The following is a 26,442-nucleotide window of genomic DNA, read 5'->3' on the forward strand; positions in this document are numbered from 1 at the left end:
TACGTAAAGTCTGCCTTTCCTGCGCACAATTTTGCAGTCGGCACTTCTTTTTTTTATTGATGCTCTAACTTTCATCTCTTCAGTTTTTTATGATTATTGGATAGAATATAAAACTTTCATCTCCAATATTTACGCTACATAATTTTTTTCAGGTTGCAAAAGTACTGAAAATATATTTAATAGCTCAATTTGAAATTAGTATCTGTAAGTAATTCGCGCCTTAGTTAAATCATAAGGGCTCATTTCAAGTTTCACTTTATCTCCAGGCAATAATTTTATGTAGTGCATACGCATCTTACCAGAGATATGTGCAGTCACAACGTGACCATTTTCTAATTCAACACGAAACATAGCATTAGATAATGCTTCAATAATAGTTCCGTCCTGTTCAATTGCTGGTTGTTTTGCCATAATTAAGCTACTGCTTTTCTATTTTTACCTGATTTCATTAATCCGTCATAATGCCTGTTAAGTAAATATGAATTCACTTGTTGCATTGTATCAATCGCAACTCCCACCATAATTAAAAGTGAGGTACCTCCAAAAAACAAAGCCCAATTTTGTTGCACACCCAACAAACTAACCACAATAGCCGGGAACACGGCGATTAAGGCAAGAAATATAGAGCCTGGTAAAGTAATTTGAGACATTACCCGGTCTAAAAATTCGGCAGTTTCAGTCCCAGGACGAATTCCCGGAATAAAACCTCCACTTCTTTTAAGGTCATCAGCCATTTTATTCGTTGGTACAGTGATCGCTGTATAGAAATATGTGAAAATAATGATCAATAAAGCAAACACAAGATTATACCAAAATCCGAAAATATCACTAAAAACCGTAGCTAAACCTTGCGCTGCGTCGGAATCTGAAACACCAACAACAGCCAGAGGTATAAACATAATTGCCTGAGCAAAGATTATAGGCATAACCCCTGAAGCATTTAGCTTTAACGGAATATATTGTCTTGAACCAAAAGCATTCTTCTCGTAACCGCCAGATGCACTTCTTCTGGCATATTGAACAGGGATCTGACGAACCGCCATGACCAACATCACAGATGCAAGTATAATAGCAAACCAGATAACAAGTTCGATAAGAATCATAATTAAACCTCCATTAGATTCGAAAACCCTGGAAGCGAATTCCTGAATAAAAGCTTGTGGCAAGGTTGCAATAATACCCACCATAATCAATAATGAAATACCATTACCAATACCTTTATCTGTAATTTTTTCCCCCAACCACATAGCAAAAATAGTTCCAGTGGTAAGGATTATTACAGAAGAAGCCACAAAAGTGATAGTGTCACCCAACATAAAAGCGCCCTGCGGAAGGGTAGCAAATAAGTTGTAGATGTAACCAGGACCTTGTACCAGAGTTATAGCTATGGTTAACCAGCGTGTAATCTGGTTAATTTTTCTTCTACCGCTTTCTCCCTCCTTCTGTAACTTCTGAAGATAAGGAATAGCAATCCCCATCAATTGAACTACAATGGAAGCCGAGATATAAGGCATAATTCCCAAAGCAAAAACGGAAGCATTAGAAAATGCCCCGCCTGTAAACGCATTAAGAAGACCTAAAAGCCCTCCATCTGTTTGATTGGCAAGGTTTGCCAATTGAGACGCGTCTATCCCGGGAAGCACCACCTGTGCTCCAAAACGATATACAAGGAGTAAACCGAGGGTCACTAAAATTCTGTTTTTTAGCTCCTCGATTTTCCAAATATTCTTAATAGTATTGATGAATTTCATTTGTTTATCTATTATAAAGTAACAACTTCACCTCCGGCAGCTTCGATAGCTTCTTTCGCTGAGGCAGTAAATTTATGAACAGATATTTTCAACTTTGCTTTTAATTCACCTCTACCTAATATCTTAACAAGCTCGTTCTTACCAGCTAATCCGTTATCAACAAGAACATCCATATTCACGGTATCGTTAATCCTACCCTCATCTACAAGAGATTGAAGAGTATCTAAATTTACACCCTGATATACTTTACGATTTCTGTTGTTAAATCCGAATTTAGGCACACGGCGCTGAAGCGGCATCTGACCTCCTTCAAATCCAATCTTCTTGGAGTAACCAGAACGTGATTTAGCACCTTTATGTCCTCTGGTAGCTGTACCACCTTTTCCGGATCCTTCTCCGCGGCCTACACGCTTGTTATTACTTTTAACTGAACCTTCTGCAGGTCGTAAGTTACTTAAATCCATGTGTATTATTATTTTGTTTCTTCTACAGAAACTAAATGTTTAACTTTATTTACCATACCAAGGATGTTTGGCGTGTCTTCATGCTCCACCGTTTGACCAATTTTCTTAAGTCCTAAAGACTCAAGAACCAATTTTTGGTTTTTACTACGGTTAATAGCACTTCTTACTTTTGTAACTTTAATCTTTCCCATTTCTGTCCTTGATTTATCCTTTAAAAACCTTTTGTAACGAAATACCTCTTTGCTTAGCAACAGTCTCTGCACTACGCAATTGCAGCAAAGCATCAAAAGTTGCTTTTACTACGTTATGAGGGTTGGAAGATCCCTGGTTTTTAGAAAGTACATCGTGTACCCCTACTGATTCCAGTACAGCACGAATTGCACCACCCGCGATTATACCAGTACCGGTAGCAGCCGGAAGCAACAATACTCTTGCTCCACCATACTTACCTTTTTGTTCATGTGGAAGGGTTCCTTTCGTTAAAGGAATTCTCACTAAATTCTTTTTAGCATCTTCTACAGCTTTGGAAATAGCGTCTGCAACTTCTTTGGATTTCCCAAGGCCTTGTCCTACAACACCGTTTTCATCCCCAACTACCACAATAGCAGAGAAACCAAATGCTCTACCTCCTTTAGTAACTTTTGTAACACGCTGAACTCCAACAAGACGGTCTTTTAATTCTAATCCTCCTGGTTTTACGTGCTCTACGTTTTTATAATCTTGATACATAATTTCTTAGAATTTTAGTCCTCCTTCGCGAGCACCTTCTGCTAATGATTTAACTCTTCCGTGATACAAGTAACCACCTCTATCGAAAGAAATAGTTTCTATTCCAGCTTCCTTCGCTTTTTCAGCAAGGGCTTTACCTACCAAAGTAGCTTGTTCCATCTTACCTTCAGCTGAAGAAATCTCTTTATCCCTGGAAGAAGCTGCTGCCAAAGTTTTACCTTCAACATCATCTATAATCTGAGCATAAATTTCTTTATTACTCCTAAACACAGATAATCTTGGACGGCTCCCAGTTCCTGTGATATCCCTACGGATACGCTTCTTTATCTTTTGTCTTCTCTTTTCTTTTGAAAATGCCATATCTAAACTTTATTAAGCTGATTTACCTGCTTTTCTTCTTAATTGTTCTCCAACAAACTTGATACCTTTACCTTTGTAAGGCTCTGGCGTTCTAAATGAGCGGATTTTAGCCGCAATTTGTCCAACCAATTGTTTGTCGTAAGAAGTCAGCTTTATGACAGGGTTTTTCCCTTTTTCAGAAACTGTTTCCACTTTAACTTCGGGCGCCAAATCTAGCACAATATTATGGGAATACCCAACAGCCAAATCTAATTTTTGACCTTGGTTAGATGCTCTATAACCTACACCTACCAATTCTAATTGCTTGGTATATCCTTCAGTAACACCAGTTATCATATTATTAACCAAAGCGCGGTACAAACCATGCTTTGCTTTCTGGTCACTTTTTTCAGAAGATCGCTCAAAATAAATAACTCCTTCTTCGATTTTAAAATCGATGTCATTAATTTCCTGCTTAAGTTCTCCTAATTTTCCTTTTACCGTTATTACATTTCCATCAATGTTAACATCAACACCTTCTGGAATTGCAACTGGGCTTTTACCTATTCTTGACATTGTTTAAGTCTTTTAAGTATTAGTAAACGTAACACAATACCTCGCCACCAACTTTCTCAGCTTGCGCCTGTTTCCCCGTCATTACTCCGTGAGAAGTAGAGACAATAGCAATACCCAAACCATTTAAAATTCTAGGTAGCTCACTGGCACCGGCATACTTACGTAAACCAGGTTTACTTATTCTTTGAATATCTTTAATCACAGACTCTTTAGTAGATTTATCATACTTAAGAGCTATTTTTATACTTCCCTGAGCGGTAGCATCTTCGAATTTGTAACTAAGGATATATCCCTGATCGAATAAAATTTTTGTAATCTCCTTCTTAAGGTTAGAAGCCGGGATCTCAACCACTCTGTGGTTTGCCGCAACAGCATTTCTAATCCTCGTCAAATAATCTGCAATCGGATCTGTATTCATTTCTATTTATTTGTGGTAGTGGTTTTCGGAATCCCCGAACCTTCAACCCATTCTATATTATTACCAACTAGCTTTTCTTACTCCAGGAATAAGACCATTGTTAGCCATTTCTCTAAAAGTAACTCGAGAAAGACCAAATTGTCTCATATAACCTCTTGGCCTGCCTGTTAGTTTACAACGATTGTGCAAACGTACGGGAGAAGCATTCTTTGGTAATTTCTGTAACGCCTCATAATCTCCGGCTTCTTTCAAAGCCTTACGTTTTTCAGCGTACTTTTCTACCATTTTTTGTCTCTTCACCTCACGGGCTTTCATTGATTCTTTAGCCATAATTAATTCTTTTTAAAAGGTAATCCTAGTTCGGTTAACAATGATTTAGCTTCCTTATCGGTAGCGGCTGTGGTGACAAATGTGATATCCATTCCAGCAATTCTGTTAACTGCATCAATATCAATTTCAGGAAAAATGATCTGTTCTGTAACACCCAGATTATAATTTCCCCTACCATCAAAACCGTTTGCCTTAATTCCGTTGAAATCACGTACACGTGGCAGTGCACTGGTAATTAAACGATCTAAAAATTCATACATTCTATATCCCCGCAAAGTAACTTTAGCACCAATTGGCATTCCTTTACGTAGTTTAAATGAAGCGACATCCTTTTTTGAAATTGTAGATACTGCCTTTTGACCGCTAATAGCAGTTAATTCATCTAAAGCGTAATCAATAAGCTTTTTATCTGCAACAGCTCCACCAACTCCACGGCTTATTACTATCTTCTCAAGCTTTGGCACCTCCATAATATTGGAGTAGCTGAATTCTTCTGTAAGAGCAGATTTTACTCTGTCGTTATATTCTTGTCTAAGTCTTGGTACGTATGCCATAACTATATTACTTCATTAGATTTTTTGGAAAATCTCACTTTCTTTCCATCCTCCGTTTTGTAACCAACTCTTGTTGTTTCACCATTCTTGTCAATAAGCGCAAGATTAGATACATGAATAGGAGCTTCTTTCTTTTTAATGCCTCCTTGTGGATTAGCTGCACTTGGTTTCTCATGTTTAGAGATCTCATTTACACCTTCCACAATAGCCTTATTCTTATCCAGAAGTACTTTTTGCACTTTACCTTCCTGCCCTTTATGCTCTCCGGCAATAATGCGAACAGTATCTCCTGATTTTATTTTAAGCTTTGTCATCTTTTTAATGTATTAAAGCACTTCTGGTGCCAATGATACAATTTTCATGAATTGCTTATCACGAAGTTCTCTTGCCACCGGGCCAAATACACGTGTACCACGCATTTCACCGGTTGGGTTTAAAAGAACACAGGCATTATCATCAAAACGAATATAAGATCCGTCTGGCCTGCGAACTTCTTTCCTGGTACGCACAACAACTGCTGTTGAAACTGTACCCTTCTTAATATTTCCGTTAGGTGTAGCTTCTTTTACACTGACAACTATCTTGTCTCCAACAGAAGCGTATCTTTTCTTTGTACCTCCTAATACACGTATAGCTAAAACTTCTTTAGCACCTGTATTATCTGCTACTCTTAGTCTGGACTCTTGTTGTACCATGGTTTACTTCGCTCTTTCAATTATTTCTACTAGCCTCCAACTCTTGGATTTACTTAAAGGTCTTGTCTCCATAATCCTTACAGTATCTCCCTCGTTGCAGTCGTTTGTCTCGTCGTGCGCTACGTACTTTTTAGTTTTTAAAACGAACTTTCCGTACATAGGGTGTTTTACTTTCTTAACCTCAGAAACCACTATGGATTTCTGCATTTTATTACTTGTAACTACGCCTACACGCTCTTTTCTTAAGTTTCTTTTTTCCATCTTTCAGCAGAATAACAATTATTGTTGTTCTCTTTTATTTAACTCTGTAGCAAGCCTCGCTATGCTTCTTCTTACAGTTCTTAACTGTATAGGGTTCTCCAGTGGCGAGACCGCGTGAGCCATTTTCAAATCTGAATATGCTTTTCTAGATTTTCCAAGCTCTTCTTGTAATTCTGCCACAGACAGTTCTTTTACTTCTGATTGTTTCATAAAATTATATATTAAGCTTGATAATCTCTAGCTACAACAAATTTAGTTTTCACAGGAAGTTTTTGCGCTGCAAGACGTAAAGCCTCTTTAGCAACATCCATTGACACTCCGCCAATTTCAAACATAATCCTCCCTGGTTTCACAACAGCTGCCCAATACTCTACAGCACCTTTACCTTTACCCATACGTACTTCAAGAGGTTTCTTTGTAATTGGCTTATCCGGAAATATTTTAATCCAGATAGACCCTTCCCTTTTCATGTAACGAGTAGCAGCAATACGCGCAGCCTCTATTTGGCGAGATGTAATGAAACTGGAATCAACTGATTTAATCCCAAAAGTTCCATTTGAAAGTCTATGCCCTCTTCCGGCATTTCCTTTCATGCGGCCTTTTTGTTGCTTACGATATTTTGTTCTTTTAGGTTGTAACATTTTTCTTTACTTTAAAAAATTACTTTCTACGACGTGATTTGTTACCACCCCGAGCGGATCCTCCTTTACCTCCTTGTTTCTTTGCAAGACCAACAAGTGGGGAAAGTTCTCTTTTTCCGTACACTTCACCTTTCATGATCCACACTTTAACACCCAACCTACCATAAGTAGTATGAGCTTCAACTAAAGCATAATCAATATCGGCCCTAAAAGTCGACAAAGGAATTCTTCCATCTTTGTAGGATTCATTACGTGCCATTTCAGCACCGTTTAAACGTCCGGAAATCTGTATTTTGATTCCTTCAGCATTCATCCTCATTGCAGCCGCAACAGCCATTTTTATTGCACGACGGTAAGAGATACGATTCTCAATTTGTCTCGCAACACTGGATGCTACTAAATGAGCATCAAGTTCTGGTCTTTTAATTTCAAAGATGTTAATTTGAACCTCTTTATCGGTAATCTTCTTAAGCTCTTCTTTCAGCTTGTCTACCTCCTGGCCACCTTTCCCAATAATAATACCCGGTCTGGCAGTGGTGATAGTAACGGTTACAAGCTTTAGGGTACGCTCAATAATTACCCTGGATACACTCGCTTTCGAGAGGCGAGCATGGATGTACTTTCTAATCTTATCGTCTTCGGCTAATTTGTCGCCGTAGTCATTTCCTCCGTACCAGTTGGATTCCCATCCTCTGATAATACCAAGGCGATTTCCGATTGGATTTGTCTTCTGTCCCATACTCTTCTTAGCTTTGTGTATTGTTGTTTGCTCCAAGCACCAATGTTACGTGATTGGATCTCTTTCTAATTCGGTGTGCTCGACCCTGTGGTGCCGGACGAAGTCTTTTCAACATACTCCCACCGTCTACACGAATCTCTTTCACAAATAATTCAGCCTCCTCAAGATTTGCATCTTCATTCTTCGACTGCCAGTTAGCGATAGCAGAAAGCAAAAGCTTCTCTACGCGTCCTGACGCTTCCTTCTGACTGAATTTTAATATCTGAAGCGCTTTTTCTACTTTCTCTCCACGAACCAAATCCGCAACTAAGCGCATCTTTCTTGGCGAAGTAGGGCAGTTATTTAACTTTGCAAAAGCTACCTGTTTTTTGGCTTCTTTTATTTGCTCTGCTCTTTCTCTTTTACGAACTCCCATAGCTTCAATTATCTTTTACCTTTATTTTTCGCACCAGCATGCCCTCTAAAAGAGCGGGTTGGTGAAAATTCTCCTAGTTTATGCCCTACCATGTTCTCAGTCACATAAACAGGAACAAACTGTTTCCCGTTGTGTACTGCGATAGTTTGCCCAACAAAATCTGGAGTAATCATAGAAGCGCGTGACCAGGTTTTGATAACCGCTTTTTTACCAGACTCAACGTTTTGAGCTACCTTCTTATCTAACTTATAGTGAACGTAAGGTCCTTTTTTTAATGAACGTGCCATATCTTATTATTTCTTTCTACGTTCTACAATATATTTATTACTCGATTTGGTTTTAGAACGGGTTTTGAAACCTTTTGCAGGTAAACCTTTTCTAGAACGAGGGTGTCCACCTGAAGCCCTACCTTCACCACCACCCATTGGGTGATCAACAGGGTTCATCACGACAGGTCTTGTTCTTGGTCTTCTACCCAACCAACGTTTTCTACCAGCCTTACCAGAAATTTGCAACTGGTGATCGCTGTTTGAAACAGCACCAATAGTAGCCATACATGTAGAAAGCACCCTTCTAATCTCTCCCGAAGGAAGTTTTATGGTCGCATATTTACCTTCTCTTGCCAATAACTGAGCGAAAGCACCGGCACTACGCGCCATAACTGCTCCCTGACCAGCTCTTAACTCGATACAAGAAATAACCGTACCAAGAGGAATGTTAGCCAAAGGCATTGCATTTCCAATTTCAGGAGCCGCAGCTTCATTGCTTGATACAACATTCTGATCTACCTGTAGACCGTTTTGAGCAATAATATACCTTTTCTCACCATCCTGATAATTCAATAAAGCGATAAAGGCCGTTCTATTAGGATCGTACTGTATACTCGCTACAGTAGCAGGAATACCCTGCTTGTCCCTTTTAAAATCAACTACTCTGTAACGTCTTTTATGACCACCACCTTTATAGCGCATGGTCATTTTTCCCTGACTGTTTCTACCACCTGATTTTTTTATCGGAGCCAATAAGCTTTTCTCCGGCTTATCAGTAGTAATGGCGTCAAACCCATTAACTACTCTAAAACGCTGACCAGGGGTGATTGGTTTTAATTTTCTAACTGACATTTTTTAATCTTAAAGATTACTGTATAAATCAATAGTTTCACCTTCCGTCACCTGTACTAAAGCTTTCTTATAAGCCGAAGTTTTACCAGTGATCATACCAGATTTCGTATATCTGGTTTTGCGATCCGGACGGACATTCATTGTGCGAACTTTAGTAACTGAAACGCCATAAGCAGACTCAACCGCATCTTTAATTTCAATCTTATTCGCCTTATTATCCACCACAAAAGAATAGCAGTTGTTCAACTCACTATCAGCCGTGGCTTTCTCTGTAATAATAGGTTTTATTAAGATACTCATATCGTTTATTTACTTAAATTCGACTCAATTCCTTCCAGAGAACCTTCCAAAAACACTATATTATTTGCATTTAAAATCTTATAAGTGCTTAATTCTGTGCTGTTTACAACTTCAGAGGTCTTCAAATTTCGTGATGACAAATATACGTTTTTATTTGACCCGCCCAACACTATCAAAGATTTTTTACTTTCAAGACCCAGAGCCTTCAAAACATCTTTGAAATTTTTGGTCTTAGGAGCATCAAATTGAAAATCTTCCACAACGATAATTGACTTATCATTTGCCTTAATAGATAAAGCAGATTTTCTAGCCAAACGCTTCAGGTTTTTATTCAATTTAAAACCGTAATTTCTTGGTCTTGGACCAAAAACACGTCCACCACCTCTAAAGATTGGAGATTTAATACTACCAGCACGTGCTGTACCAGTACCTTTTTGCTTCTTTATCTTACGAGTACTCCCGGAGATCTCAGCACGCTCTTTGGCTGCGTGAGTTCCCTGGCGTTGATTAGCCAAATACTGCTTAACATCAAGATAAACAGCATGATCATTTGGCTCTATAGCGAAAACAGCATCAGAAAGGCTGGCCTTTCTTCCTGTTTCTTTTCCTTTTATATCTAAAACTGCTACTTCCATTACTTACTAATGATTACGTATGAGTTTTTGTGTCCCGGAACAGCTCCTTTTACTACTAAAAGGTTCTTATCTGCAACCACTTTTAAAACTCTCAGGTTTTCAACTTTTACTTTTTCTCCACCCATTCTACCGGCCATCTTCATTCCCTTAAAAACTCTCGCAGGATATGATGCAGCACCAATAGAACCAGGAGCTCTTAAACGGTTATGCTGCCCGTGGGTCGCCTGACCTACACCACCAAAACCGTGTCTTTTAACAACACCCTGAAAACCTTTACCTTTAGATGTACCTGCTATATCAACAAATTCACCTTCAGCAAAATGCTCCACAGTTATAGCGTCGCCTAATTTATAATCCCCTCCAAATCCCTGGAATTCAACGACTCTACGCTTTGGAGCGCTTCCTGCCTTTTTAGCATGCCCTGTGGCAGCCCTGTTTGCAGTCTTTGCGTCATCGAAACCAAGTTGAAGTGCTTCGTACCCGTCAACCTCATTGGTTCTGACTTGGGTAATTACGCATGGTCCCGCTTCTATAACGGTACATGGGACATTTTTCCCATTTTCGTCAAAGATGCTGGTCATGCCTATTTTTTTTCCTATTAACCCAGACATAAATATTAATTATTAATGATTTTTATTCCCTATTTTTTATTTAAAGCCATTTCCTCCCTAGGGTGAGGTCGAAAATTGCATACTCTTAAAAAATTCAGGGCAGAAAAATACTTCTGCCCTGAATGTATCTTTCTCCGTTTTTCCCTCGCCAACTGCTCGGGACATGTCACTGAAAATGGCAATTTTCAGCCTATAATGTTATCACACCTTAATCTCTACTTCTACCCCACTTGGCAATTCCAGCTTCATCAAAGCATCAATAGTTTTTGAAGAAGAACTGTAGATATCAAGAAGTCTTTTATAAGAGCTTAACTGAAACTGCTCTCTGGATTTCTTGTTCACGTGAGGCGAACGCAATACTGTAAAGATTTTTTTATGCGTAGGTAACGGAATTGGTCCGGTAACCACAGCACCCGTAGTCTTTACGGTTTTTACAATCTTTTCAGCAGATTTATCTACCAGGTTGTGATCGTAAGATTTTAGTTTTATTCTTATTTTCTGACTCATTTTCCTAATATTATTCGTTTGATGTACCCTTTGCTGCTTTAATCACGTCTTCAGAAATATTAGAAGGCGTTTCAGCATAATGAGAGAATTCCATTGTTGACGTTGCTCTACCCGAAGATAATGTTCTTAATGTGGTCACATAACCAAACATTTCAGAAAGTGGCACTTCAGCTTTAACAACTTTAGCTCCAGATCTGTCAGACATACTATTTACCTGACCTCTTCTTCTGTTAAGGTCACCAACAATATCACCCATGTTTTCTTCCGGAGTAACAACTTCATTTTTCATAATTGGCTCAAGGATAACAGCCCCTGCTTTCTTCGCAGCTGCCTTATATCCCATCTTAGCAGCCAATTCGAAAGACAATTGATCAGAATCCACAGGGTGGAAAGATCCGTCTTTCAAAACAACTTTTAAGGTATCCATCTGGAATCCAGCAAGAGGACCGTGTTTCATAGCCTCTGTGAATCCTTTCTGAACTGAAGGAACAAATTCTTTAGGAATACGCCCACCTTTAATTTCATCTACGAACTGAAGTCCCGGACCTTCAAAATCTTCGTCCGCAGGACCCATTTCAAAAACAATATCAGCAAACTTACCACGACCACCGGACTGTTTCTTATAAACCTCCCTATGATCTGCGCTCCTGGTTACCGTCTCCTTATACTCAACCTGAGGTTGACCTTCGTTTACTTCAACCTTAAATTCTCTTTTCAAACGATCTACCAAGATCTCGATATGCAATTCTCCCATACCGGAAATAATGGTTTGACCGGAATTCTCATCAGTCTTCACCTGGAACGTTGGATCCTCTTCAGCTAGTTTAGCCAAAGCCATACCCATTTTATCCACATCGGCCTTAGTTTTAGGCTCAACAGCAATACCAATTACCGGTGCAGGGAACGTCATAGACTCAAGAACAATAGGATGATTTACATCTGTAAGAGTATCTCCTGTTTTAATATCTTTAAATCCTACTGCCGCACCAATATCCCCAGCTTCAATTTTATCTATCGGCTCCTGTTTATTGGAGTGCATCTGATAGATACGTGAAATGCGTTCTTTTTTACCTGAACGCACGTTCAACACATAAGAACCAGCATCAAGCGTACCTGAATACGTCCTAAAGAAAGCCAAACGACCTACGAAAGGATCGGTAGCAATTTTAAATGCAAGCGCAGAAAATGGAGAATCTACATTAGGCTTACGTTTTTCTTCTTCACCTGTTTCTGGATTAGTACCTTCGATAGCCTCTACATCTACCGGAGAAGGTAAATATCTCATCACAGCATCAAGCATTGCCTGAACACCCTTATTCTTAAAGGCTGAACCACACATCATAGGTATAATAGACATATCTATAGTAGCAGCTCTTAACGCAGCAATAATTTCGTCTTCTGTAATAGAATCTTCATCTTCGAAGAATTTCTCCATTAAAGCTTCGTCATACTCTGCAACAGCCTCAACAAGCTGAGTACGATATTTTTGAACATCTGCTTTAAGCTCTTCAGGAATGTCAATGATCTCGTAAGTCATCCCCATATCTTCATCGCTCCAGATAACCGCCTTCTTGGAGATAAGATCTACAACTCCTTTAAAGTCAATTTCATCCCCGATTGGAACTTGTAAAGGAACAGGATTACCTCCCAACATTTCCTTAACCTGCTTACATACGTTAAAGAAGTCAGCACCCTGACGGTCCATTTTATTTACAAATCCTAAACGCGGAACTTTATACTTATCTGCCTGTCTCCATACAGTTTCAGACTGAGGCTCTACCCCGTCTACCGCACTAAACAATGCAACCATACCATCCAAAACACGCAATGAACGCTCTACCTCTACAGTAAAGTCAACGTGCCCCGGAGTATCGATAATATTTACCGTAAATTCCTGGTCTTTGTACATCCACTTACAGTGTGTTGCAGCCGAAGTAATAGTAATACCTCTTTCCTGCTCCTGCTCCATCCAGTCCATCGTTGCAGCACCGTCATGAACCTCTCCAATTTTGTGACTTACACCAGTATAATAAAGGATACGCTCTGTTGTTGTTGTTTTACCAGCATCAATATGAGCTGCTATCCCTATATTTCTTGTATATTTTAAATCTCTTTGTGCCATTTTTTTAGAATCTAAAGTGAGAGAATGCTTTGTTAGCTTCAGCCATCTTATGAGTATCTACCCTTCTTTTAACTGCAGCACCTTCTTCCTTAGCAGCAGCAAGAATTTCTGCAGCCAATTTTTGAGCCATAGCTTTTTCATTTCTCTTACGAGCAAAACTAATCAACCACTTCATTGCAGTTGAAACTTTCCTGTCTGGCCTGATTTGCATAGGTATCTGGAATGTTGCACCACCAACACGCCTGCTTCGCACTTCTACGTGTGGCATAACGTTAGAAAGAGCGTCTTTCCAAATTTCCAAACCAGTTTTTTCTTCGTCTTGTTTCTTTTGTTCTACCACATCAATTGCGTCGTAGAAAATTTTAAAGGCAACCGACTTTTTCCCATCCCACATCATCATGTTCACAAAACGTGTAACAAGCTGATCATTAAACTTAGGATCTGGCAAAAGTGGTCTTTTCTTGGCCTGTCTTTTTCTCATTTCTTCTTTGTAATAAGTTAATTGTTAATTGCTATCGATAAAAAAGAAAATTCTTTCTCACCTTTAACTTCTAACCTTGTTTTACTTCTTAGGGCGTTTTGCACCGTATTTAGATCTACGTTGTGTTCTACCTTCGACACCAGCGGTATCCAAAGCTCCACGAACAATGTGGTATCTAACTCCCGGCAAATCCTTCACCCTTCCACCTCTAACTAATACTATCGAGTGCTCTTGTAAATTGTGACCTTCTCCCGGAATGTAAGCATTCACCTCTTTTCCGTTTGTTAACCTCACCCTTGCTACTTTTCTCATAGCCGAGTTAGGTTTTTTAGGAGTGGTGGTATACACACGGGTACACACCCCTCTCCTTTGAGGACACGAATCCAAAGCAGCCGATTTACTCTTCTTAGTTATTTTGGCTCTTCCTTTTCGTACTAATTGTGAAATTGTTGGCATAATTTCTTTTACCTAATTATTTAATAAATTTTACCTCCCCATTTTAAGGGTTTGCAAAGGTAGAAATAAAAACACATTATTCAAACGATAATGAATTAATTTTCAGGAGTTTTTGTTATTCTACAAATTTTTTCAAAAATTAGTTGAGTTTAAGATCCAGATTAGCGATACCTCCTTGAATCACCTCAGACCGGGTGGTTTTTTATTTCTGAATATTTAAAAGGAGAATTTAAAAACTATCTTTGTCCCATGAATAAAATCGATACCACCAAAATTTTCGGAATAAGAGCAGTTATTGAAGCTATCGAAAGCGGAAAAAATCTGGATAAAATTTATCTCCAAAAAGGACTTTCCGGAAATCTTATTAAGGATCTGGAAAATAAAATTAGACAGGGAAATTATAATATTTCTTACGTCCCCGTGGAAAAGCTTAACAAGCTAAGCAAAGGAAATCACCAGGGTGTTGTTGCCAGTATATCACCGGTAGAATTTAAAAGTATGGATGAAGTCGTGCAGTCTGCTTTTAAAATGAGTCCTACTCCCCTTTTCCTACTCCTTGACCAATTAACAGACGTCCGGAACTTCGGTGCAATTATTCGAACAGCGGAATGCTGCGGCGTAAACGCAATCATTATACCTGAAAAAGGAGGTGCTCCACTTAATGCTGATGCGGTTAAAACTTCTGCCGGTGCGGTTTTTAATGTCCCTATATGTAAGGTAAATCATATTAAGGATGCTGTCTTTTATCTCCAATCTTCTGATGTTCAATTAGTGGCCGCAACTGAAAAAACAAATGATACTATTTACGACATCGACCTTAAGAAACCTACTGCCATAGTTATGGGAAATGAAGCAAAAGGAGTAAGTAGTTCTATTTTAAAAACAGTTAATCATCGTGCCAAATTGCCGATGATGGGGAAAATTGAATCTTTAAATGTTTCTGTTGCCTGTGGAGCCATTTTGTATGAAGTGGTAAGGCAGAGGTTGTAATTCTTTTTAAAGAAATTCTTTATAGGATGTGGAGATAAAATGAATGTGGAGACGCGCTATAGCGCGTCTGTTCTTTGTTAAAAATTTAAAAATCTCTATCTCCTTCCTTCTCCTGATTTGAGCACTTATAATGATAAGTGTATTTTAATTCTTCCGGCTCAGGATCTTCGATAAAATTCCCATTTTCATCAAAGTGCTTCATAAAATCATCTTCCTCCTCTCTATATTCGGGCTTCTCCCACTCATATTTAGGAGGCTTTGCAATATTTTTTCTGTAAATCAGAGAAAGAAAAAATCCGGAAATAAGACCAGACAAATGTCCTTCCCAGGAAATTTCCGGATCTATAGGGGTAACGTACCATAACATCCCTCCGTATAAGAAAACCACTATTAGTGAAAGTGCAATAAGCCTGTAATGCCTGGAGAAAACCCCTTTAAAAAATAAAAAAGAGGCGAGAACATAGATAATCCCACTTGCACCAATATGATTAGCTTCCCTTCCAATAAGCCAGGTTAATAATCCCGACGAAAGCAAGCCCAGAAAAAGAACCTGCCAGCTTATTTTTCTATAGAAATAAAAAAGAGCCATAGAGAGGACAAAAAGAGGAATGGTATTATTGAACAGGTGTTTTATTCCGGAATGAATAAATGGAGAAAAAATCACTCCTCTTAAACCTTCGACTTTACCCGGTCTTACACCAAAATTGTTAAAATCGAAGCCAAACCTTATTTCAAACCAAAATACGATCCAGATAGCCAAAACGAAAATAACAGGATACCCTATTACTCCGGGAGAAAAAGTGAATGGCTGGGACTGTTTCAAAACTTTGGTTTTAAGATCAATATTACAAAAAAGCAACCAAACCTCTTCCTAATGAAAAGTTGTCATCATAATTATTAATTTAGCCGAATGAACAAACCATTAGCAGAACGATTAAGGCCGAAGAAATTAGAGGATTATTTAAGTCAGCAGCATCTTGTGGGAGAAAAAGGTGCTCTTAAGCAACAACTGAAACAGGGAATTATTCCTTCAATGATATTCTGGGGCCCTCCCGGAGTTGGAAAAACCACCCTCGCCAATATTATTGCCGAAGAATCGGATCGGCCGTTTTTTACGCTTAGTGCAATTAGTAGCGGAGTGAAAGACGTTAGGGAAGTTATAGAAAGAGCCAAAAAAAGCGACGGACTTTTTACCACCAAAAGCCCAATACTTTTTATAGATGAGATACACCGCTTCAGTAAATCCCAACAGGATTCTCTATTAGGAGCGGTAGAGAAAGGCTGGGTGACTTTAATAGGCGCAACCACAGAAAATCCAAGTTTTGAAGTAATTTCGGCACTTCTCTCCAGGTGTCAGGTGTATATATTAAAACCGTTTACCAAAGAGGATCTCGTAGCTTTGCTTCAACGTGCCATGAAAGAGGACAGCGTAATAGCCTCCAAAAAAGTCAAATTAAAAGAAACAGAGGCGTTATTGCGACTAAGTGGCGGAGATGCACGAAAACTTCTTAATATTTTTGAATTATTGGTGACATCGGCAGAAAATGGAGTGGAAATAACAAATGACCTCGTTTTTGAAAAGGTTCAGCAGAATACCGTACTCTATGATAAAACAGGTGAACAACATTACGATATCATCTCAGCTTTTATAAAATCCATAAGGGGAAGCGATCCAAACGGAGCAGTGTATTGGCTGGCACGTATGATTGAAGGAGGTGAAGACGTTAAATTTATTGCCCGTAGATTGCTTATCCTGGCCAGCGAAGATATTGGAAATGCGAACCCCACTGCCTTAGTTATCGCTAATAATACCTTTCAGGCAGTTACCACAATTGGATATCCTGAAGCGCGCATTATACTTAGCCAGTGCACTACTTACCTTGCTACTTCCCCAAAAAGTAATGCGGCCTATATGGCGATCAACAATGCGTTGGGTATGGTGAAAAAGACTGGTGATTTGTCTGTTCCTTTGTCCATTCGAAACGCTCCCACCAAATTAATGAAAGACCTGGGCTATGGAGATAATTATAAATATGCCCATAATTATGAAGGCAATTTTGTGCAGGAAGAATTTTTACCGGAAGAAATTAAAAACACCATATTTTATGAGCCTGGCCAAAATCAGCGGGAAAACGCACAACGGGAATTTTTAAAAAAACGTTGGAAGAACAAATACAACTATTAATTCCGGATCTGGTAAATGGTTTTCACAGTCGTGTTTTTATTACGATTAAAATGCTCCACAACAAGGTTTCCCTCATCATCAAAATAAGCCAGCCCCTGTTTGGTAATCGAAGCATATATAAAAGAGTCACCTTCTCCAGATTTTACAAGTGAAGCAAATGGCTCTGCCATTCCTTTCTGAAAAAGTGAATACCCGGAATCACTTGCTTCAAGAAAATAAACTGCATTATTAAGAACATATGAGTTCTCTATACCGTCCTCTTTCTTGGTCGTTACCTCCTCCATTTCTTCGTCTTCCAGTTCTTCATTCCTAACGGCTTTCATATCCTCTGCTGGTGTTTCTGCCATCACTTCTCCATTGTTTTCGGGAACGGCTGTAATACGATCTTGGGCTGGAGCATCAAGCGACTGTGCTTCATATTCATATTCTAAATCTTCAAATGAGGTAAATGCCTCTCTTAAAGCTTCGTGATGTGCCCTTTTAAAATCCTTCTCCCGACTTTTTCCTTCTTTGGAACGAAAAATAATTTCTCCATTACAGTTCTCCAAGATCACCATTAGTTTAGTAACAAAAAGATTTGAGTCTTCTTTAACATCAGCATATAAGCCCAGGCACCCATTTGCCTCTAAATCAGAAGGTCTCTTTTCTGACTTCATTATTACCTTAAAATTGTTCTTCTCAAAGAGGAATTTTGTTAATGCGTTTAGCTGATACTCATTCACAGAATCTGAAAATGCGAAGGTTTCGGGAACCACTATATATTTGTACTCGTCTAAGTTTTGAGAATTAACTGTTGTAAAAGTTAAAATTAAAGCAAAGGTCAAAATGGCAGTTTTCATAAAAATATTATTTAGAGACAGGAGAATAATTATGTTAGCAAAAGCAGGCAAAGCTCCTCTGTCTAGTTGTCATTAAAAATAAATTGTATCCCGAATTGCAGGGAAGTGCTGTTGGTTTTTGCGAAATTAGGAAATCCAAGCAAATTATTTGCTGCCAGATAAATATTAAAGTTATTAAAAGTCCTGTGAGCCATTAAACCTATGTTTGTAAAAGAATAATCATCAATTGTATAAGCCGCCCGAAACCCAAATTTTTCAGTTATAAGCTTATCATAGTATGCAGTCATGGATAATGTTATTCCTTTGGGCCGGTTAACACCAGATAGCAGTAATCCGGTGGAGTTCATGTACCGGGCTTCTTTCACAAGACGGTAATCACAGGGCAGCAAAGCCCTTCCGAAACCAAATTCCATACTTGTATTAAATTTAACCGGCCTCCAGGTCACATATGGATCTTCTAAGGTCTCATCCTGCAAATTCTCATCCACTTCATCTTCAAAAAGATCCCAGTAAGGGATTGCTTCCGTATTTTCCTGTTCAGGAAATAAGGGTTCAATACCTTCAGTTTCATAACTACCGTAGTAACGATAATTTTCCACATCTGTACGCTGAAACACAACACCTACATCCTGCACTGCACCTGTTACTTTAAATTGTTCATTTATTTCGTAAGTAGCACCAAGGTCCAATCCAACACCTATATTTCCTCCTAGCATAGAACGTTTAAGCAAATCTACAGCAGCCTGGTCCACCGTATTATCTTCATCATTGCTTAAGCTGGCAAAACCCGAAGTGTTTATCACAACATCGATCCCTGAAGCGGTCTGCCGGTAAAATCCATTCCCTCCCTCGTTAAGAGTGGTCGTAAATGTCCCCTGGTTATTTGTACTCGCCACATTAAAAATACCGGAGTAAAGTTTAGCTCTTGCACCAACAGTTAGCCTGTTGTTGAGTTTATAATTGAGGCCCACATGGTAAACTGTCAGTACTTCTGCAGTATAGGAAGCCTGAGAGAAATCGAATGGCTGATTTATGTAGTTTGTATTTCCTTCGTTTACCAGGATAGCCAGATCTTTGGGAAGGTAGGAGAAAATGTCCATTTCCTGGTAAACTCCGGCCGATAGGTAGCTTTGCTTATTTAACCTCCAACCAAAAGATAAAATTTCCAACTGCTCATTTACAGAAACATAATCCCTGGGAGTGAGCCGCCTAATGGCATTTCTCACCCTAAGATTAACGTTTGGATTAGAATCATCAAAAATATCAAAAGCTGTAACACCCGTAGACCCGGCGGAAACGTGAAATTGCGAAAAAAAAGGTATTCCAAAGTGTCCTCTGAAGCTGATTTCTGCTCCAGGATTGCTTAATAGCGTCTGAGGAAGCGCATCTACATTGTAGAGCAACGGTTTATTTTGGGAAGATGAAGGTAATAGTATAAAAAAGAAAAAAAAAAAGAAAATTAATTCCCGCATAGCTAAAACTCAAACTTGAAAAGTCCTTTAGAAGCAAATTCAAGATTTCCTGTAAAATCTTCTTGATTTGTTTGGACTTCAAGTTCTACAACCATAATAATTGAATTCTTCACTTGCTCAATCCTGTCTGCTCCCATCACTTCAATTCTTTCGGTTGACACCGGATTATCAGAACTCCCGGGGGAAATCGGATAATTTACACTAAACTGTTTTCTCCCCGTAGCTGACAAAAAGTGCACTCTGCTAACAAAAGCCTGAGGGAAGGTATTAATATTTCTGAAATAAAACTCTACAGAATTTAAATCATTTTGAATATAATCGTCATCCAAAAATTCGAGCCTTACGGTATCTATAATTACCGTACGCATTTCCTGGGTAACCGGATCCACAAAATCAGATTCCCCCACTTCATAAAGCACAAGGTTAGACTGAATATCCGGGCTAAGAACGATATCCTTTGCCTGGCTAAAATCAACATCTTTTACACAGCCGGTAAGAAAGACGGCACAACAGAGAATAATAATCTTCAGAAAACCTGCATTCTTCTTCATAGCTTTTAGTGCTCTCGAATAGTATGCAGCGAACTTAACAAAAGTTTAGTATTCACAAAAACTTAACAACGTCTTTTAACGTTTGAACTTGCCTTATGTCGGAAATTTCTGAGGTCTTATAATAATCAAAATAAATGGTTTGCAGGCCCAATTTTTCTGAACCCAAAATATCCGCTTCGTAATTGTCGCCTATCATTACTGAGGTTTCAGCAGCAGCTTCCGCCTTTTCCAGAGCTTTCTGAAAAATTTTTTTATGTGGTTTTTTTACTCCAGCTTCTTCAGAAGTAGTAATTGTCTGAAAAAAATCAAAAACACCAGACGTAATCATTTTCCTACTTTGTACCTCATCAAAACCATTTGTGATAATATGCAACTTGTAATTTCTTTTCAGATATTGCAGGATTTCTAATGTTCCCTCCACCAGGTGCTTGTTTCTAGGTAAGAATTCAATATAATCTTTTGATAATCCGTAGATAACATCATCCGTAGTCTTATATTTCAACATATCAAAGCTGTCCTTCAGCCTGCCATAACGCAGTGCTTCCTTCGAAATCTTATCATTTCTATACAATTCCCAATACCTGATGTTTATCTTCAAATAAACCTCCAGAAATTCTTCCAGTTCCAAAGGTATTTTCCACTTCTTAAAAATTTCTGTAAAAGTAAGACCGGAGTTTTTATCAAAATCCCATAGAGTGTGATCGAGATCAAAGAACACATGGTCTATGTTATTCAATTTCATAAATCAGCTTTAATAATCCATAATAAGTTTCTGGATGGGAATACTCCGAAAAATCCTGATTTTTAAACACAGCTCTGAACGTACCGCCAACTTCCCGCACCTGGTTTAACGCTTTTTTCACATCTTCAAACGCTTGTTCTGGCTTAACATTTTCAAAAACGCTCGAATTAAAAATGTAAGGATGTACAAGTAATGGAGTGGTCACTTCCATATTAATATCGTAAAACAAAAAAGGTGTGCAAGTCCCGGCCCGAAATCCCAATGCATCTGGATATCCCATAGAGAAATCGTTCCTTACCTCCAGCTCCACCAAATTATTATAATTTTCAGGCAAAGAAAGATCATGACTGGAATTAAGCGAATATTCCAGGGAACTGTGAATTATATTTTCCATCCTTAACTTCTCCATTCTAAGTGTTTTTATATCCCTCACGGCATAATAGCCCTGGAGTAAACCCACTTTAGCATAATCCCCCACATATTTTATTACCGATCTGTACGGAATGCGATTGTGATTAATATTGCGATCGTGTATCGTAAAGTCACTTAACTGAAACATAAAATACATTTTTAGCTTATGGACTTTTATAAAAGCTATCAGATCTTCAAAAATATTAAATGGATCATTCCTGATCTTAAAAGCAACCTTAAGCCTGTCAAAAACCTTCCCGAGACTAAAACTGAAAAAATCACGCTGCATGCCTGCTATACTACGAAGAATCCCTTTGTTTTTATACCCAAAAACGTGCTCTACAGCTACAATGGCAGTCGATTCAAACTTTCGGGGTGGCACCTCCATGGCCGGGAATCTTTCTGCGAGCACATTACGGAATTTGAGTGCCCATTTATCCACTACAGGAGAGTTAAGGAAACCTTTTTGATAAGCGAGACTTTCTGCTACAGGAAAGCGTTCTGCCTCGTCTTTCACATGCGGCACATATTCTTCATACCTGCTCAAAAGAAAAAAAGAGGATGCAAAAATATCGAAAGGCAAGGCACTGGCTTCTGAAACCGGAAAAAAACAAACCGAGTCTTCCCAGGGCAATACTTTTACTTCAACTTCAGAAAAACCCTGCTCCATAAGAAGATCTACTCTCTGGAAAAACAATTCGTTCCCAAGAGCCTGTTTTCCATAAGACAATTTCATCCCGTCGTGGGCTATAAATTCTTCTATTTTAGAGGTGAACTTTACAGTTATACCTAAAACCCCCGTACAAATGTGTTTAAAAATGTAGATAATTCGGGGAGTTATTTTTTGGGTATAAATGAGTAGCATGCAAGAAAAATTAGAGAATACCTTCGTCTGCGAAGCTAAAGTAGGATTTTTCAGTAACAATAATATGGTCCAGGACCTTTATGTCCAAACTTTCAGAGGCTGTTTTTAGTTTTTTGGTCAGCTGCTTGTCAGCCTCACTTGGATTAAGGTTTCCAGAAGGATGGTTATGAGCCAGAATAATAGCAGTCGCTCCCAATTCCAGCGCTTTTTTAAGAGTTATTCTTACATCTACCAGTGTACCGGTGATTCCTCCTTTACTTAATTGGAGTTGATCGAGTACCTTATTGGAATTGTTTAAATAAACAATCCAAAATTCCTCATGGGGCAATTCGCCAATTATCGGCTGCATTAATTCAAAAACAGAATTACTGGAAGTGATCTTCTTTCTGTCCAATGCCTCCTCTACCCTTCTCCTTCTTCCCAGCTCCAGGGCCGCTACAATTGTAATAGCCTTTGCCGTTCCAATCCCTTTAAACTCGCAGAGTTGAGTTATGCTTAGCCGCCCGAGTTCACTCAAATTGTTTTTTGTTGAAGCCAGAATTCGTTTACTCAATTCAACAGCACTTTCGGTTCTGTTTCCCGATCCAATAAGAATGGCAATAAGTTCTGAATCGCTTAGGCTAACCCTTCCTTTCTGAAGTAGTTTCTCCCGCGGACGGTCGCCCTCGGCCCAGTTTTTTATGCTGAATTTTTCACTTTCTCTGGTCATTGTACGTTAAAGATAGAAAATGCTTTTATTACAACGCACCAAAACCTCTGGAAATGAATTATTCCTTTATCCAGGTTTTTACTTCTTCGAAATCCAACCCACCATAATTCCCACTGCTCATTAGAAGAAGTACAACATTATTAAAATCCATATTTTTTAACGTCGAGTAAAGCTGAAGCGGATCGGTATATACTTCAAGATCAGTATTCTTAAATGCCGAAAAAATTTGTTCTTTAGAAATAGACTGAAGTTTCTTCAGTTTTACAGCTTCAGGAGAATAAAACACCAGCGCTTCATCGGCGGCATCGAGACTTCCTGCATACTGCTTTAAAAATTCTGAATTTAAACTACTGTATGTATGCAACTCAAGGCAGGCCACTACTTTTCGGGTCGAAAATTGCTCTTTTACCGCTGCCGTAGTAGCTTTAACTTTGGAAGGACTGTGGGCAAAATCCTTAAATATAACACCCGAAGCTGATTCGGCTATTTTTTCCAATCGCTTTGATGCTCCTTTAAAGGTGGCTATCGCCTCATAAAACTCGGCTTCATCAACGCCCATGTGCTGGCAAATCCACTTTGCACCTGCAAGGTTACTCAGGTTATGTTTTCCAAAAATCTCCAGGGGCATTTCACCTTCCGGTGTGTTTAAAACAGTTTTCCCTTCTTCTATAGAATATTCGGGAGTCCGGTAAGGATGTTTTCTTATTGGATTTTTTGTTTCTTCAGCAATTTTCTGCAGTTCTGTATCTTCTTCGTTGTATACTAAAATTCCTCCGTTCACGATCGAATCAACAAAAATTTCAAACTGCTCCACATAGCCTTGATAATCTGGAAAAACATTAATGTGGTCCCAGGCTATACCACTAAGTAAAGCGATATTAGGCTGATATAGATGAAATTTAGGTCTTTTGTCTATTGCAGAAGATAAATATTCGTCTCCTTCTATAACAATAAAATCGTTCTCCTCTGTTAAGTGTACAGAATTTGAGTAACCTTCCAAAGCGGCACCAACCATAAAATCTACAGCCTTGTCGTGATATTGCATCACATGAAGGATCATAGATGTTATACTTGTTTTGCCATGAGACCCGCCAATAACCACTCTTGTCTTATTTTTAGATTGTTCAAATAAGAATTCGGGATAAGAATAGATTTGGAGTCCGAGTTCCCGGGCTTTCTCTAATTCAGGATTATCCTCCTTCGCATGCATACCTAAAATAACAGCATCCAGTTCAGCATTAATTTTAGAGGGAAACCAGCCATCTTCCCCGGGCAGGATATTTTTCTTCTGAAGTTTAGACCTGGAAGGCTCAAAAATAGCATCGTCACTACCTGTTATCTCGTAACCCTTATCTTTTAATGCTATTGCCAGTGCATGCATGGCGCTACCGCCAATTGCGATAAAATGAAGTTTCATAAGGCAAATTTTCACAAATGTAAATTAATTATTTGCTGAAGGAAAATCTTCCTAAAAAGTTTACACTGAAAAATGGCAATTTTTGACCATTAAAATGCTCTGGAATAAATTTAAAACCACTTTTTAATGGTGACACTTCTATAACATCATTAAAATGATTTCATGTACCTACTATAATTATAGATTCTTTAAAAATCACACCAGATATTACATTTCATAATTTTTGTTTAATTTGTGCCCCGAAAAACAACAGTATTTGGTTTAATTTTTTGAAAAAAAACATGCAGAATAATTTTTCGGCACCAATAATTATTAAACCCTGAAAGATTTCGCTGCGTATTGTTAAAAATTATTCCAATCTTTGCTCTTCATTTTTTAAACCAAATTAAACCTAAAATTATTAGTTGAATTTTAACACCTAGCCTATGCAAAATTTTACTTTAGGTAGAAAAGGAAAAGCATTTTCCATTTTTGCCTTTATTTTATTAATCGGAAACTTGCCCTCTATGTATGGGCAATGCCCTACGGTAACTGATGAAGAGCAGTCTTTTTGCTATTTATCCACTGTTGCCGAACTTGAGGCGACAGCCGCAAGTGGAACTACCTTAAGATGGTATAGAACTGCTACTTCCAGCACTCCAATTCCTGAGAATGAATTGCTGCAAGATGGAATTTATTTCGCCGGTAATCAATCTCGTACATGCACTGAAAGAGTTCGTTTAGAAGTGTTTGTAGATGAATTTGAAGCACCTGAAGCACAATTTGGAAATATTTTTGCTCCATGTATTTTTCCTGATGATGACATTCCAAATGAGGATGCTACAGTTCAAGATTTAATAAATAATACTAATGGTAATAATGTAGAGGTTTTTGCTGAAGAATTTGGTGAAAATGCTTTAGCACCTAGCGATCCTTTACAATCGGGAAATTCCTATTTTATAGGTCAAAGAAATCCAGAGTCTAATTGTAGATCCATTAGAATTGCAATTAGATATGAACCTTTAACAGCTCCAGCTCCAACAGGAGAAGCAGTTCAAACATTTTGTCCTACTGCAACAGTAGCAGATCTTTTGGTTGAAGCTACTTCTGAATTCTCTCAGGGATTTAGAATTTATGCAACTTCCACATCTTTTCCGGCCCTGGCAAGTAACACTCCTTTAGTAAATGGGGAAACTTATTACGCCAGTCAAATTGTAAATAGAGAAGGTAGAAATGCTCCCCCTTGCGAAAGCACAGATCGTTTTGAAATAGAAGTAGACCTTGCTTTTGAAAGTATAAACGAAAACGATCCACAGGTATTTTGCGTAGATAATGAGACAACCCCTACGATAGCAGATTTAGAAGCCAGGACAGGAAATAGCCCTTTCTTTGCAGATGCTGAATTCACAGAGTTACTAGAATCTTCTGCATTGTTAATTGACGATGAAGATTACTTCACAGCTAATGGTGAAGACGATAATTGTATAGCAGAAAGATTTGTAGTAGACTTACAAGAAACTTTAGATCTGGGAGATGATATAAACGAAACTATTTGCATAACAGAACTGGAAAATATAGATCCTCAAAATCCACAAGGTTCGTTAGTTACCTTAACTCAAAGATTTGCAGAATTACTACTAAGAATTGAAGGTTTAGAACTAGAAGATATAAGTTTTAACAACTTTACTAACAGTAGCCTTTTAGAATTAGTTGAACAGTTTGAAGAATCTCCAACTGGTACATTTTCAACAACCTTCACCTTAACCGATGGTGAATGTTCTAGTAGTGTTAATATTTCATTAACTATATTACCTGCAACTCCTGCAGATGCGGGTGATATTACAGATCAGGAGCTTTGCCTAAGTGAAGACACTATCAACCTCTTCGATTTTCTAAGTCTAGACCCTGATGATAGAGGTATATTTACTGATGAAGATGGAGATGAAATCGTTGATGGTGATTTCACCCCTTCTACAACAGGCTCTTTTGAAATTAGATATACGGTAGATTCAGCAAATGAAGGAACAGCTTGTATTACCGGCTCGAACTTTACAGATTTTAATGTGACAGTAATTAATGAAAGCGAAGCTGTCGTTGAAGATATTGCTGACTTCGATACTTGTACTCAAGCAAGCAC

Annotated in this window: 38 protein-coding genes; 3 read left to right on the plus strand and 35 right to left on the minus strand. The window is 38.5% G+C overall.

The features are described 5' to 3' along the window. The 27 genes from rpmJ to rpsL form a co-directional block, all read right to left on the minus strand. Positions 1 to 75 (minus strand): 50S ribosomal protein L36 (rpmJ, locus tag RM529_RS10135; RefSeq protein ID WP_311484719.1); only part of this gene is annotated, 75 nt, incomplete at its 3' end. Between the two features lie 120 nt (positions 76 to 195). After that, a complete protein-coding gene (gene infA / locus RM529_RS10140) occupies positions 196 to 411 on the minus strand; it encodes a translation initiation factor IF-1 (RefSeq protein WP_014031991.1) in 216 nt (71 codons plus the stop codon). Positions 412 to 413: 2 nt separating this feature from the next. Then, complete coding sequence (gene secY, locus RM529_RS10145; protein WP_311484686.1) at positions 414 to 1,751, minus strand: preprotein translocase subunit SecY; 1,338 nt, start codon at positions 1,749 to 1,751, stop codon at positions 414 to 416. Positions 1,752 to 1,762: 11 nt separating this feature from the next. After that, positions 1,763 to 2,215, minus strand: coding sequence for a 50S ribosomal protein L15 (gene rplO / locus RM529_RS10150; protein ID WP_311484687.1), 453 nt, complete (start codon positions 2,213 to 2,215; stop codon positions 1,763 to 1,765). Between the two features lie 8 nt (positions 2,216 to 2,223). After that, positions 2,224 to 2,406, minus strand: a complete 183-nt coding sequence (gene rpmD / locus RM529_RS10155; RefSeq protein ID WP_311484688.1) for a 50S ribosomal protein L30 — start codon at positions 2,404 to 2,406, stop codon at positions 2,224 to 2,226. Positions 2,407 to 2,419: 13 nt separating this feature from the next. Next, positions 2,420 to 2,944: a 30S ribosomal protein S5 gene (gene rpsE / locus RM529_RS10160; protein ID WP_311484689.1), complete on the minus strand. Its 525-nt coding sequence runs from the start codon at positions 2,942 to 2,944 to the stop codon at positions 2,420 to 2,422. Positions 2,945 to 2,950: 6 nt separating this feature from the next. Next, on the minus strand, positions 2,951 to 3,304 hold the full coding sequence (gene rplR / locus RM529_RS10165) for a 50S ribosomal protein L18 (protein ID WP_311484690.1): 354 nt from the start codon (positions 3,302 to 3,304) through the stop codon (positions 2,951 to 2,953). 12 nt (positions 3,305 to 3,316) lie between these two features. Beyond that, a complete protein-coding gene (gene rplF, locus RM529_RS10170; protein WP_311484691.1) occupies positions 3,317 to 3,859 on the minus strand; it encodes a 50S ribosomal protein L6 in 543 nt (180 codons plus the stop codon). 19 nt (positions 3,860 to 3,878) lie between these two features. Beyond that, entirely contained in the window at positions 3,879 to 4,277 is a 399-nt protein-coding gene (gene rpsH, locus RM529_RS10175; protein WP_311484692.1) for a 30S ribosomal protein S8, read from the minus strand. A 60-nt stretch (positions 4,278 to 4,337) separates the two neighbouring features. Further along, positions 4,338 to 4,607 carry a 30S ribosomal protein S14 gene (gene rpsN, locus RM529_RS10180; protein WP_311484693.1) on the minus strand — a complete coding sequence of 90 codons (270 nt, stop codon included), beginning with the start codon at positions 4,605 to 4,607 and terminating at the stop codon, positions 4,338 to 4,340. 2 nt (positions 4,608 to 4,609) lie between these two features. Next, positions 4,610 to 5,161 carry a 50S ribosomal protein L5 gene (gene rplE, locus RM529_RS10185; RefSeq protein WP_311484694.1) on the minus strand — a complete coding sequence of 184 codons (552 nt, stop codon included), beginning with the start codon at positions 5,159 to 5,161 and terminating at the stop codon, positions 4,610 to 4,612. 2 nt (positions 5,162 to 5,163) lie between these two features. Beyond that, the gene (gene rplX, locus RM529_RS10190; RefSeq protein ID WP_311484695.1) at positions 5,164 to 5,475 is read right to left on the minus strand and encodes a 50S ribosomal protein L24; all 312 of its coding nucleotides are present in this window, start codon (positions 5,473 to 5,475) and stop codon (positions 5,164 to 5,166) included. Between the two features lie 12 nt (positions 5,476 to 5,487). After that, positions 5,488 to 5,856 (minus strand): 50S ribosomal protein L14, encoded by a 369-nt coding sequence (gene rplN / locus RM529_RS10195; RefSeq protein WP_311484696.1) that lies wholly within the window; start codon positions 5,854 to 5,856, stop codon positions 5,488 to 5,490. 3 nt (positions 5,857 to 5,859) lie between these two features. Continuing rightward, positions 5,860 to 6,117: a 30S ribosomal protein S17 gene (gene rpsQ / locus RM529_RS10200; protein ID WP_311484697.1), complete on the minus strand. Its 258-nt coding sequence runs from the start codon at positions 6,115 to 6,117 to the stop codon at positions 5,860 to 5,862. 18 nt (positions 6,118 to 6,135) lie between these two features. Beyond that, complete coding sequence (gene rpmC, locus RM529_RS10205; protein WP_311484698.1) at positions 6,136 to 6,327, minus strand: 50S ribosomal protein L29; 192 nt, start codon at positions 6,325 to 6,327, stop codon at positions 6,136 to 6,138. Positions 6,328 to 6,338: 11 nt separating this feature from the next. Next, the gene (gene rplP, locus RM529_RS10210; RefSeq protein WP_311484699.1) at positions 6,339 to 6,758 is read right to left on the minus strand and encodes a 50S ribosomal protein L16; all 420 of its coding nucleotides are present in this window, start codon (positions 6,756 to 6,758) and stop codon (positions 6,339 to 6,341) included. A 19-nt stretch (positions 6,759 to 6,777) separates the two neighbouring features. After that, positions 6,778 to 7,497, minus strand: a complete 720-nt coding sequence (rpsC, locus tag RM529_RS10215; RefSeq protein ID WP_311484700.1) for a 30S ribosomal protein S3 — start codon at positions 7,495 to 7,497, stop codon at positions 6,778 to 6,780. Positions 7,498 to 7,504: 7 nt separating this feature from the next. Continuing rightward, the gene (rplV, locus tag RM529_RS10220) at positions 7,505 to 7,912 is read right to left on the minus strand and encodes a 50S ribosomal protein L22 (protein ID WP_311484701.1); all 408 of its coding nucleotides are present in this window, start codon (positions 7,910 to 7,912) and stop codon (positions 7,505 to 7,507) included. 8 nt (positions 7,913 to 7,920) lie between these two features. After that, positions 7,921 to 8,199 (minus strand): 30S ribosomal protein S19, encoded by a 279-nt coding sequence (gene rpsS / locus RM529_RS10225; protein WP_079721825.1) that lies wholly within the window; start codon positions 8,197 to 8,199, stop codon positions 7,921 to 7,923. 6 nt (positions 8,200 to 8,205) lie between these two features. Continuing rightward, positions 8,206 to 9,033, minus strand: a complete 828-nt coding sequence (gene rplB, locus RM529_RS10230) for a 50S ribosomal protein L2 (RefSeq protein ID WP_311484702.1) — start codon at positions 9,031 to 9,033, stop codon at positions 8,206 to 8,208. Positions 9,034 to 9,042: 9 nt separating this feature from the next. After that, entirely contained in the window at positions 9,043 to 9,333 is a 291-nt protein-coding gene (gene rplW, locus RM529_RS10235; protein WP_311484703.1) for a 50S ribosomal protein L23, read from the minus strand. A 5-nt stretch (positions 9,334 to 9,338) separates the two neighbouring features. Then, positions 9,339 to 9,968 carry a 50S ribosomal protein L4 gene (rplD, locus tag RM529_RS10240; protein ID WP_311484704.1) on the minus strand — a complete coding sequence of 210 codons (630 nt, stop codon included), beginning with the start codon at positions 9,966 to 9,968 and terminating at the stop codon, positions 9,339 to 9,341. Further along, positions 9,968 to 10,579 (minus strand): 50S ribosomal protein L3, encoded by a 612-nt coding sequence (rplC, locus tag RM529_RS10245; RefSeq protein WP_311484705.1) that lies wholly within the window; start codon positions 10,577 to 10,579, stop codon positions 9,968 to 9,970. Before rplC ends, rplD begins: the two co-directional genes overlap by 1 nt. Positions 10,580 to 10,780: 201 nt before the next feature. Next, positions 10,781 to 11,086 carry a 30S ribosomal protein S10 gene (gene rpsJ / locus RM529_RS10250; RefSeq protein WP_007094989.1) on the minus strand — a complete coding sequence of 102 codons (306 nt, stop codon included), beginning with the start codon at positions 11,084 to 11,086 and terminating at the stop codon, positions 10,781 to 10,783. A 10-nt stretch (positions 11,087 to 11,096) separates the two neighbouring features. Next, complete coding sequence (fusA, locus tag RM529_RS10255; RefSeq protein ID WP_311484706.1) at positions 11,097 to 13,208, minus strand: elongation factor G; 2,112 nt, start codon at positions 13,206 to 13,208, stop codon at positions 11,097 to 11,099. A gap of 4 nt (positions 13,209 to 13,212) precedes the next feature. Then, positions 13,213 to 13,689 (minus strand): 30S ribosomal protein S7, encoded by a 477-nt coding sequence (gene rpsG, locus RM529_RS10260; protein ID WP_311484707.1) that lies wholly within the window; start codon positions 13,687 to 13,689, stop codon positions 13,213 to 13,215. 81 nt (positions 13,690 to 13,770) lie between these two features. After that, positions 13,771 to 14,145 carry a 30S ribosomal protein S12 gene (gene rpsL / locus RM529_RS10265; protein ID WP_010230128.1) on the minus strand — a complete coding sequence of 125 codons (375 nt, stop codon included), beginning with the start codon at positions 14,143 to 14,145 and terminating at the stop codon, positions 13,771 to 13,773. A gap of 249 nt (positions 14,146 to 14,394) precedes the next feature. On the opposite strand from rpsL, the gene rlmB reads away from it, so the two are divergent. Next, positions 14,395 to 15,135: a 23S rRNA (guanosine(2251)-2'-O)-methyltransferase RlmB gene (gene rlmB / locus RM529_RS10270; protein WP_311484708.1), complete on the plus strand. Its 741-nt coding sequence runs from the start codon at positions 14,395 to 14,397 to the stop codon at positions 15,133 to 15,135. An 85-nt stretch (positions 15,136 to 15,220) separates the two neighbouring features. Here rlmB and RM529_RS10275 read toward each other — a convergent pair whose 3' ends face one another. Further along, on the minus strand, positions 15,221 to 15,958 hold the full coding sequence (locus tag RM529_RS10275; RefSeq protein WP_311484709.1) for a rhomboid family intramembrane serine protease: 738 nt from the start codon (positions 15,956 to 15,958) through the stop codon (positions 15,221 to 15,223). 87 nt (positions 15,959 to 16,045) lie between these two features. Between RM529_RS10275 and RM529_RS10280 the strand changes: the two genes are divergently transcribed. Beyond that, a complete protein-coding gene (locus tag RM529_RS10280) occupies positions 16,046 to 17,320 on the plus strand; it encodes a replication-associated recombination protein A (protein WP_311484710.1) in 1,275 nt (424 codons plus the stop codon). Here the strand turns inward: RM529_RS10280 and RM529_RS10285 are convergent. The 7 genes from RM529_RS10285 to RM529_RS10315 all read right to left on the minus strand — a co-directional run bounded on the left by RM529_RS10285 (position 17,317) and on the right by RM529_RS10315 (position 24,326). Beyond that, positions 17,317 to 18,159 carry a hypothetical protein gene (locus RM529_RS10285; protein ID WP_311484711.1) on the minus strand — a complete coding sequence of 281 codons (843 nt, stop codon included), beginning with the start codon at positions 18,157 to 18,159 and terminating at the stop codon, positions 17,317 to 17,319. The two genes, RM529_RS10280 and RM529_RS10285, sit on opposite strands and share 4 nt — an antisense overlap. A gap of 62 nt (positions 18,160 to 18,221) precedes the next feature. Next, positions 18,222 to 19,562 (minus strand): DUF5723 family protein, encoded by a 1,341-nt coding sequence (locus RM529_RS10290; protein WP_311484712.1) that lies wholly within the window; start codon positions 19,560 to 19,562, stop codon positions 18,222 to 18,224. Positions 19,563 to 19,633: 71 nt separating this feature from the next. Continuing rightward, the gene (locus tag RM529_RS10295; RefSeq protein ID WP_311484713.1) at positions 19,634 to 20,182 is read right to left on the minus strand and encodes a hypothetical protein; all 549 of its coding nucleotides are present in this window, start codon (positions 20,180 to 20,182) and stop codon (positions 19,634 to 19,636) included. A 52-nt stretch (positions 20,183 to 20,234) separates the two neighbouring features. Continuing rightward, positions 20,235 to 20,924 carry a YjjG family noncanonical pyrimidine nucleotidase gene (locus RM529_RS10300; RefSeq protein ID WP_311484714.1) on the minus strand — a complete coding sequence of 230 codons (690 nt, stop codon included), beginning with the start codon at positions 20,922 to 20,924 and terminating at the stop codon, positions 20,235 to 20,237. Beyond that, entirely contained in the window at positions 20,911 to 22,200 is a 1,290-nt protein-coding gene (locus tag RM529_RS10305; RefSeq protein WP_311484715.1) for a polysaccharide deacetylase family protein, read from the minus strand. The genes RM529_RS10300 and RM529_RS10305 overlap by 14 nt, the downstream gene beginning before the upstream one ends. Before the next feature lie 10 nt (positions 22,201 to 22,210). After that, entirely contained in the window at positions 22,211 to 22,909 is a 699-nt protein-coding gene (radC, locus tag RM529_RS10310; protein ID WP_311484716.1) for a RadC family protein, read from the minus strand. A 58-nt stretch (positions 22,910 to 22,967) separates the two neighbouring features. Next, entirely contained in the window at positions 22,968 to 24,326 is a 1,359-nt protein-coding gene (locus RM529_RS10315; protein WP_311484717.1) for a UDP-N-acetylmuramate--L-alanine ligase, read from the minus strand. Between the two features lie 425 nt (positions 24,327 to 24,751). Here RM529_RS10315 and RM529_RS10320 point away from each other — a divergent pair. Then, positions 24,752 to 26,442, plus strand: a 1,691-nt coding sequence (locus RM529_RS10320; protein WP_311484718.1) for a hypothetical protein, incomplete at its 3' end; no start/stop codon positions are given.

It is taken from the genome of Autumnicola edwardsiae (genome assembly GCF_031846505.1).
Classification (GTDB): domain Bacteria; phylum Bacteroidota; class Bacteroidia; order Flavobacteriales; family Flavobacteriaceae; genus Autumnicola; species Autumnicola edwardsiae.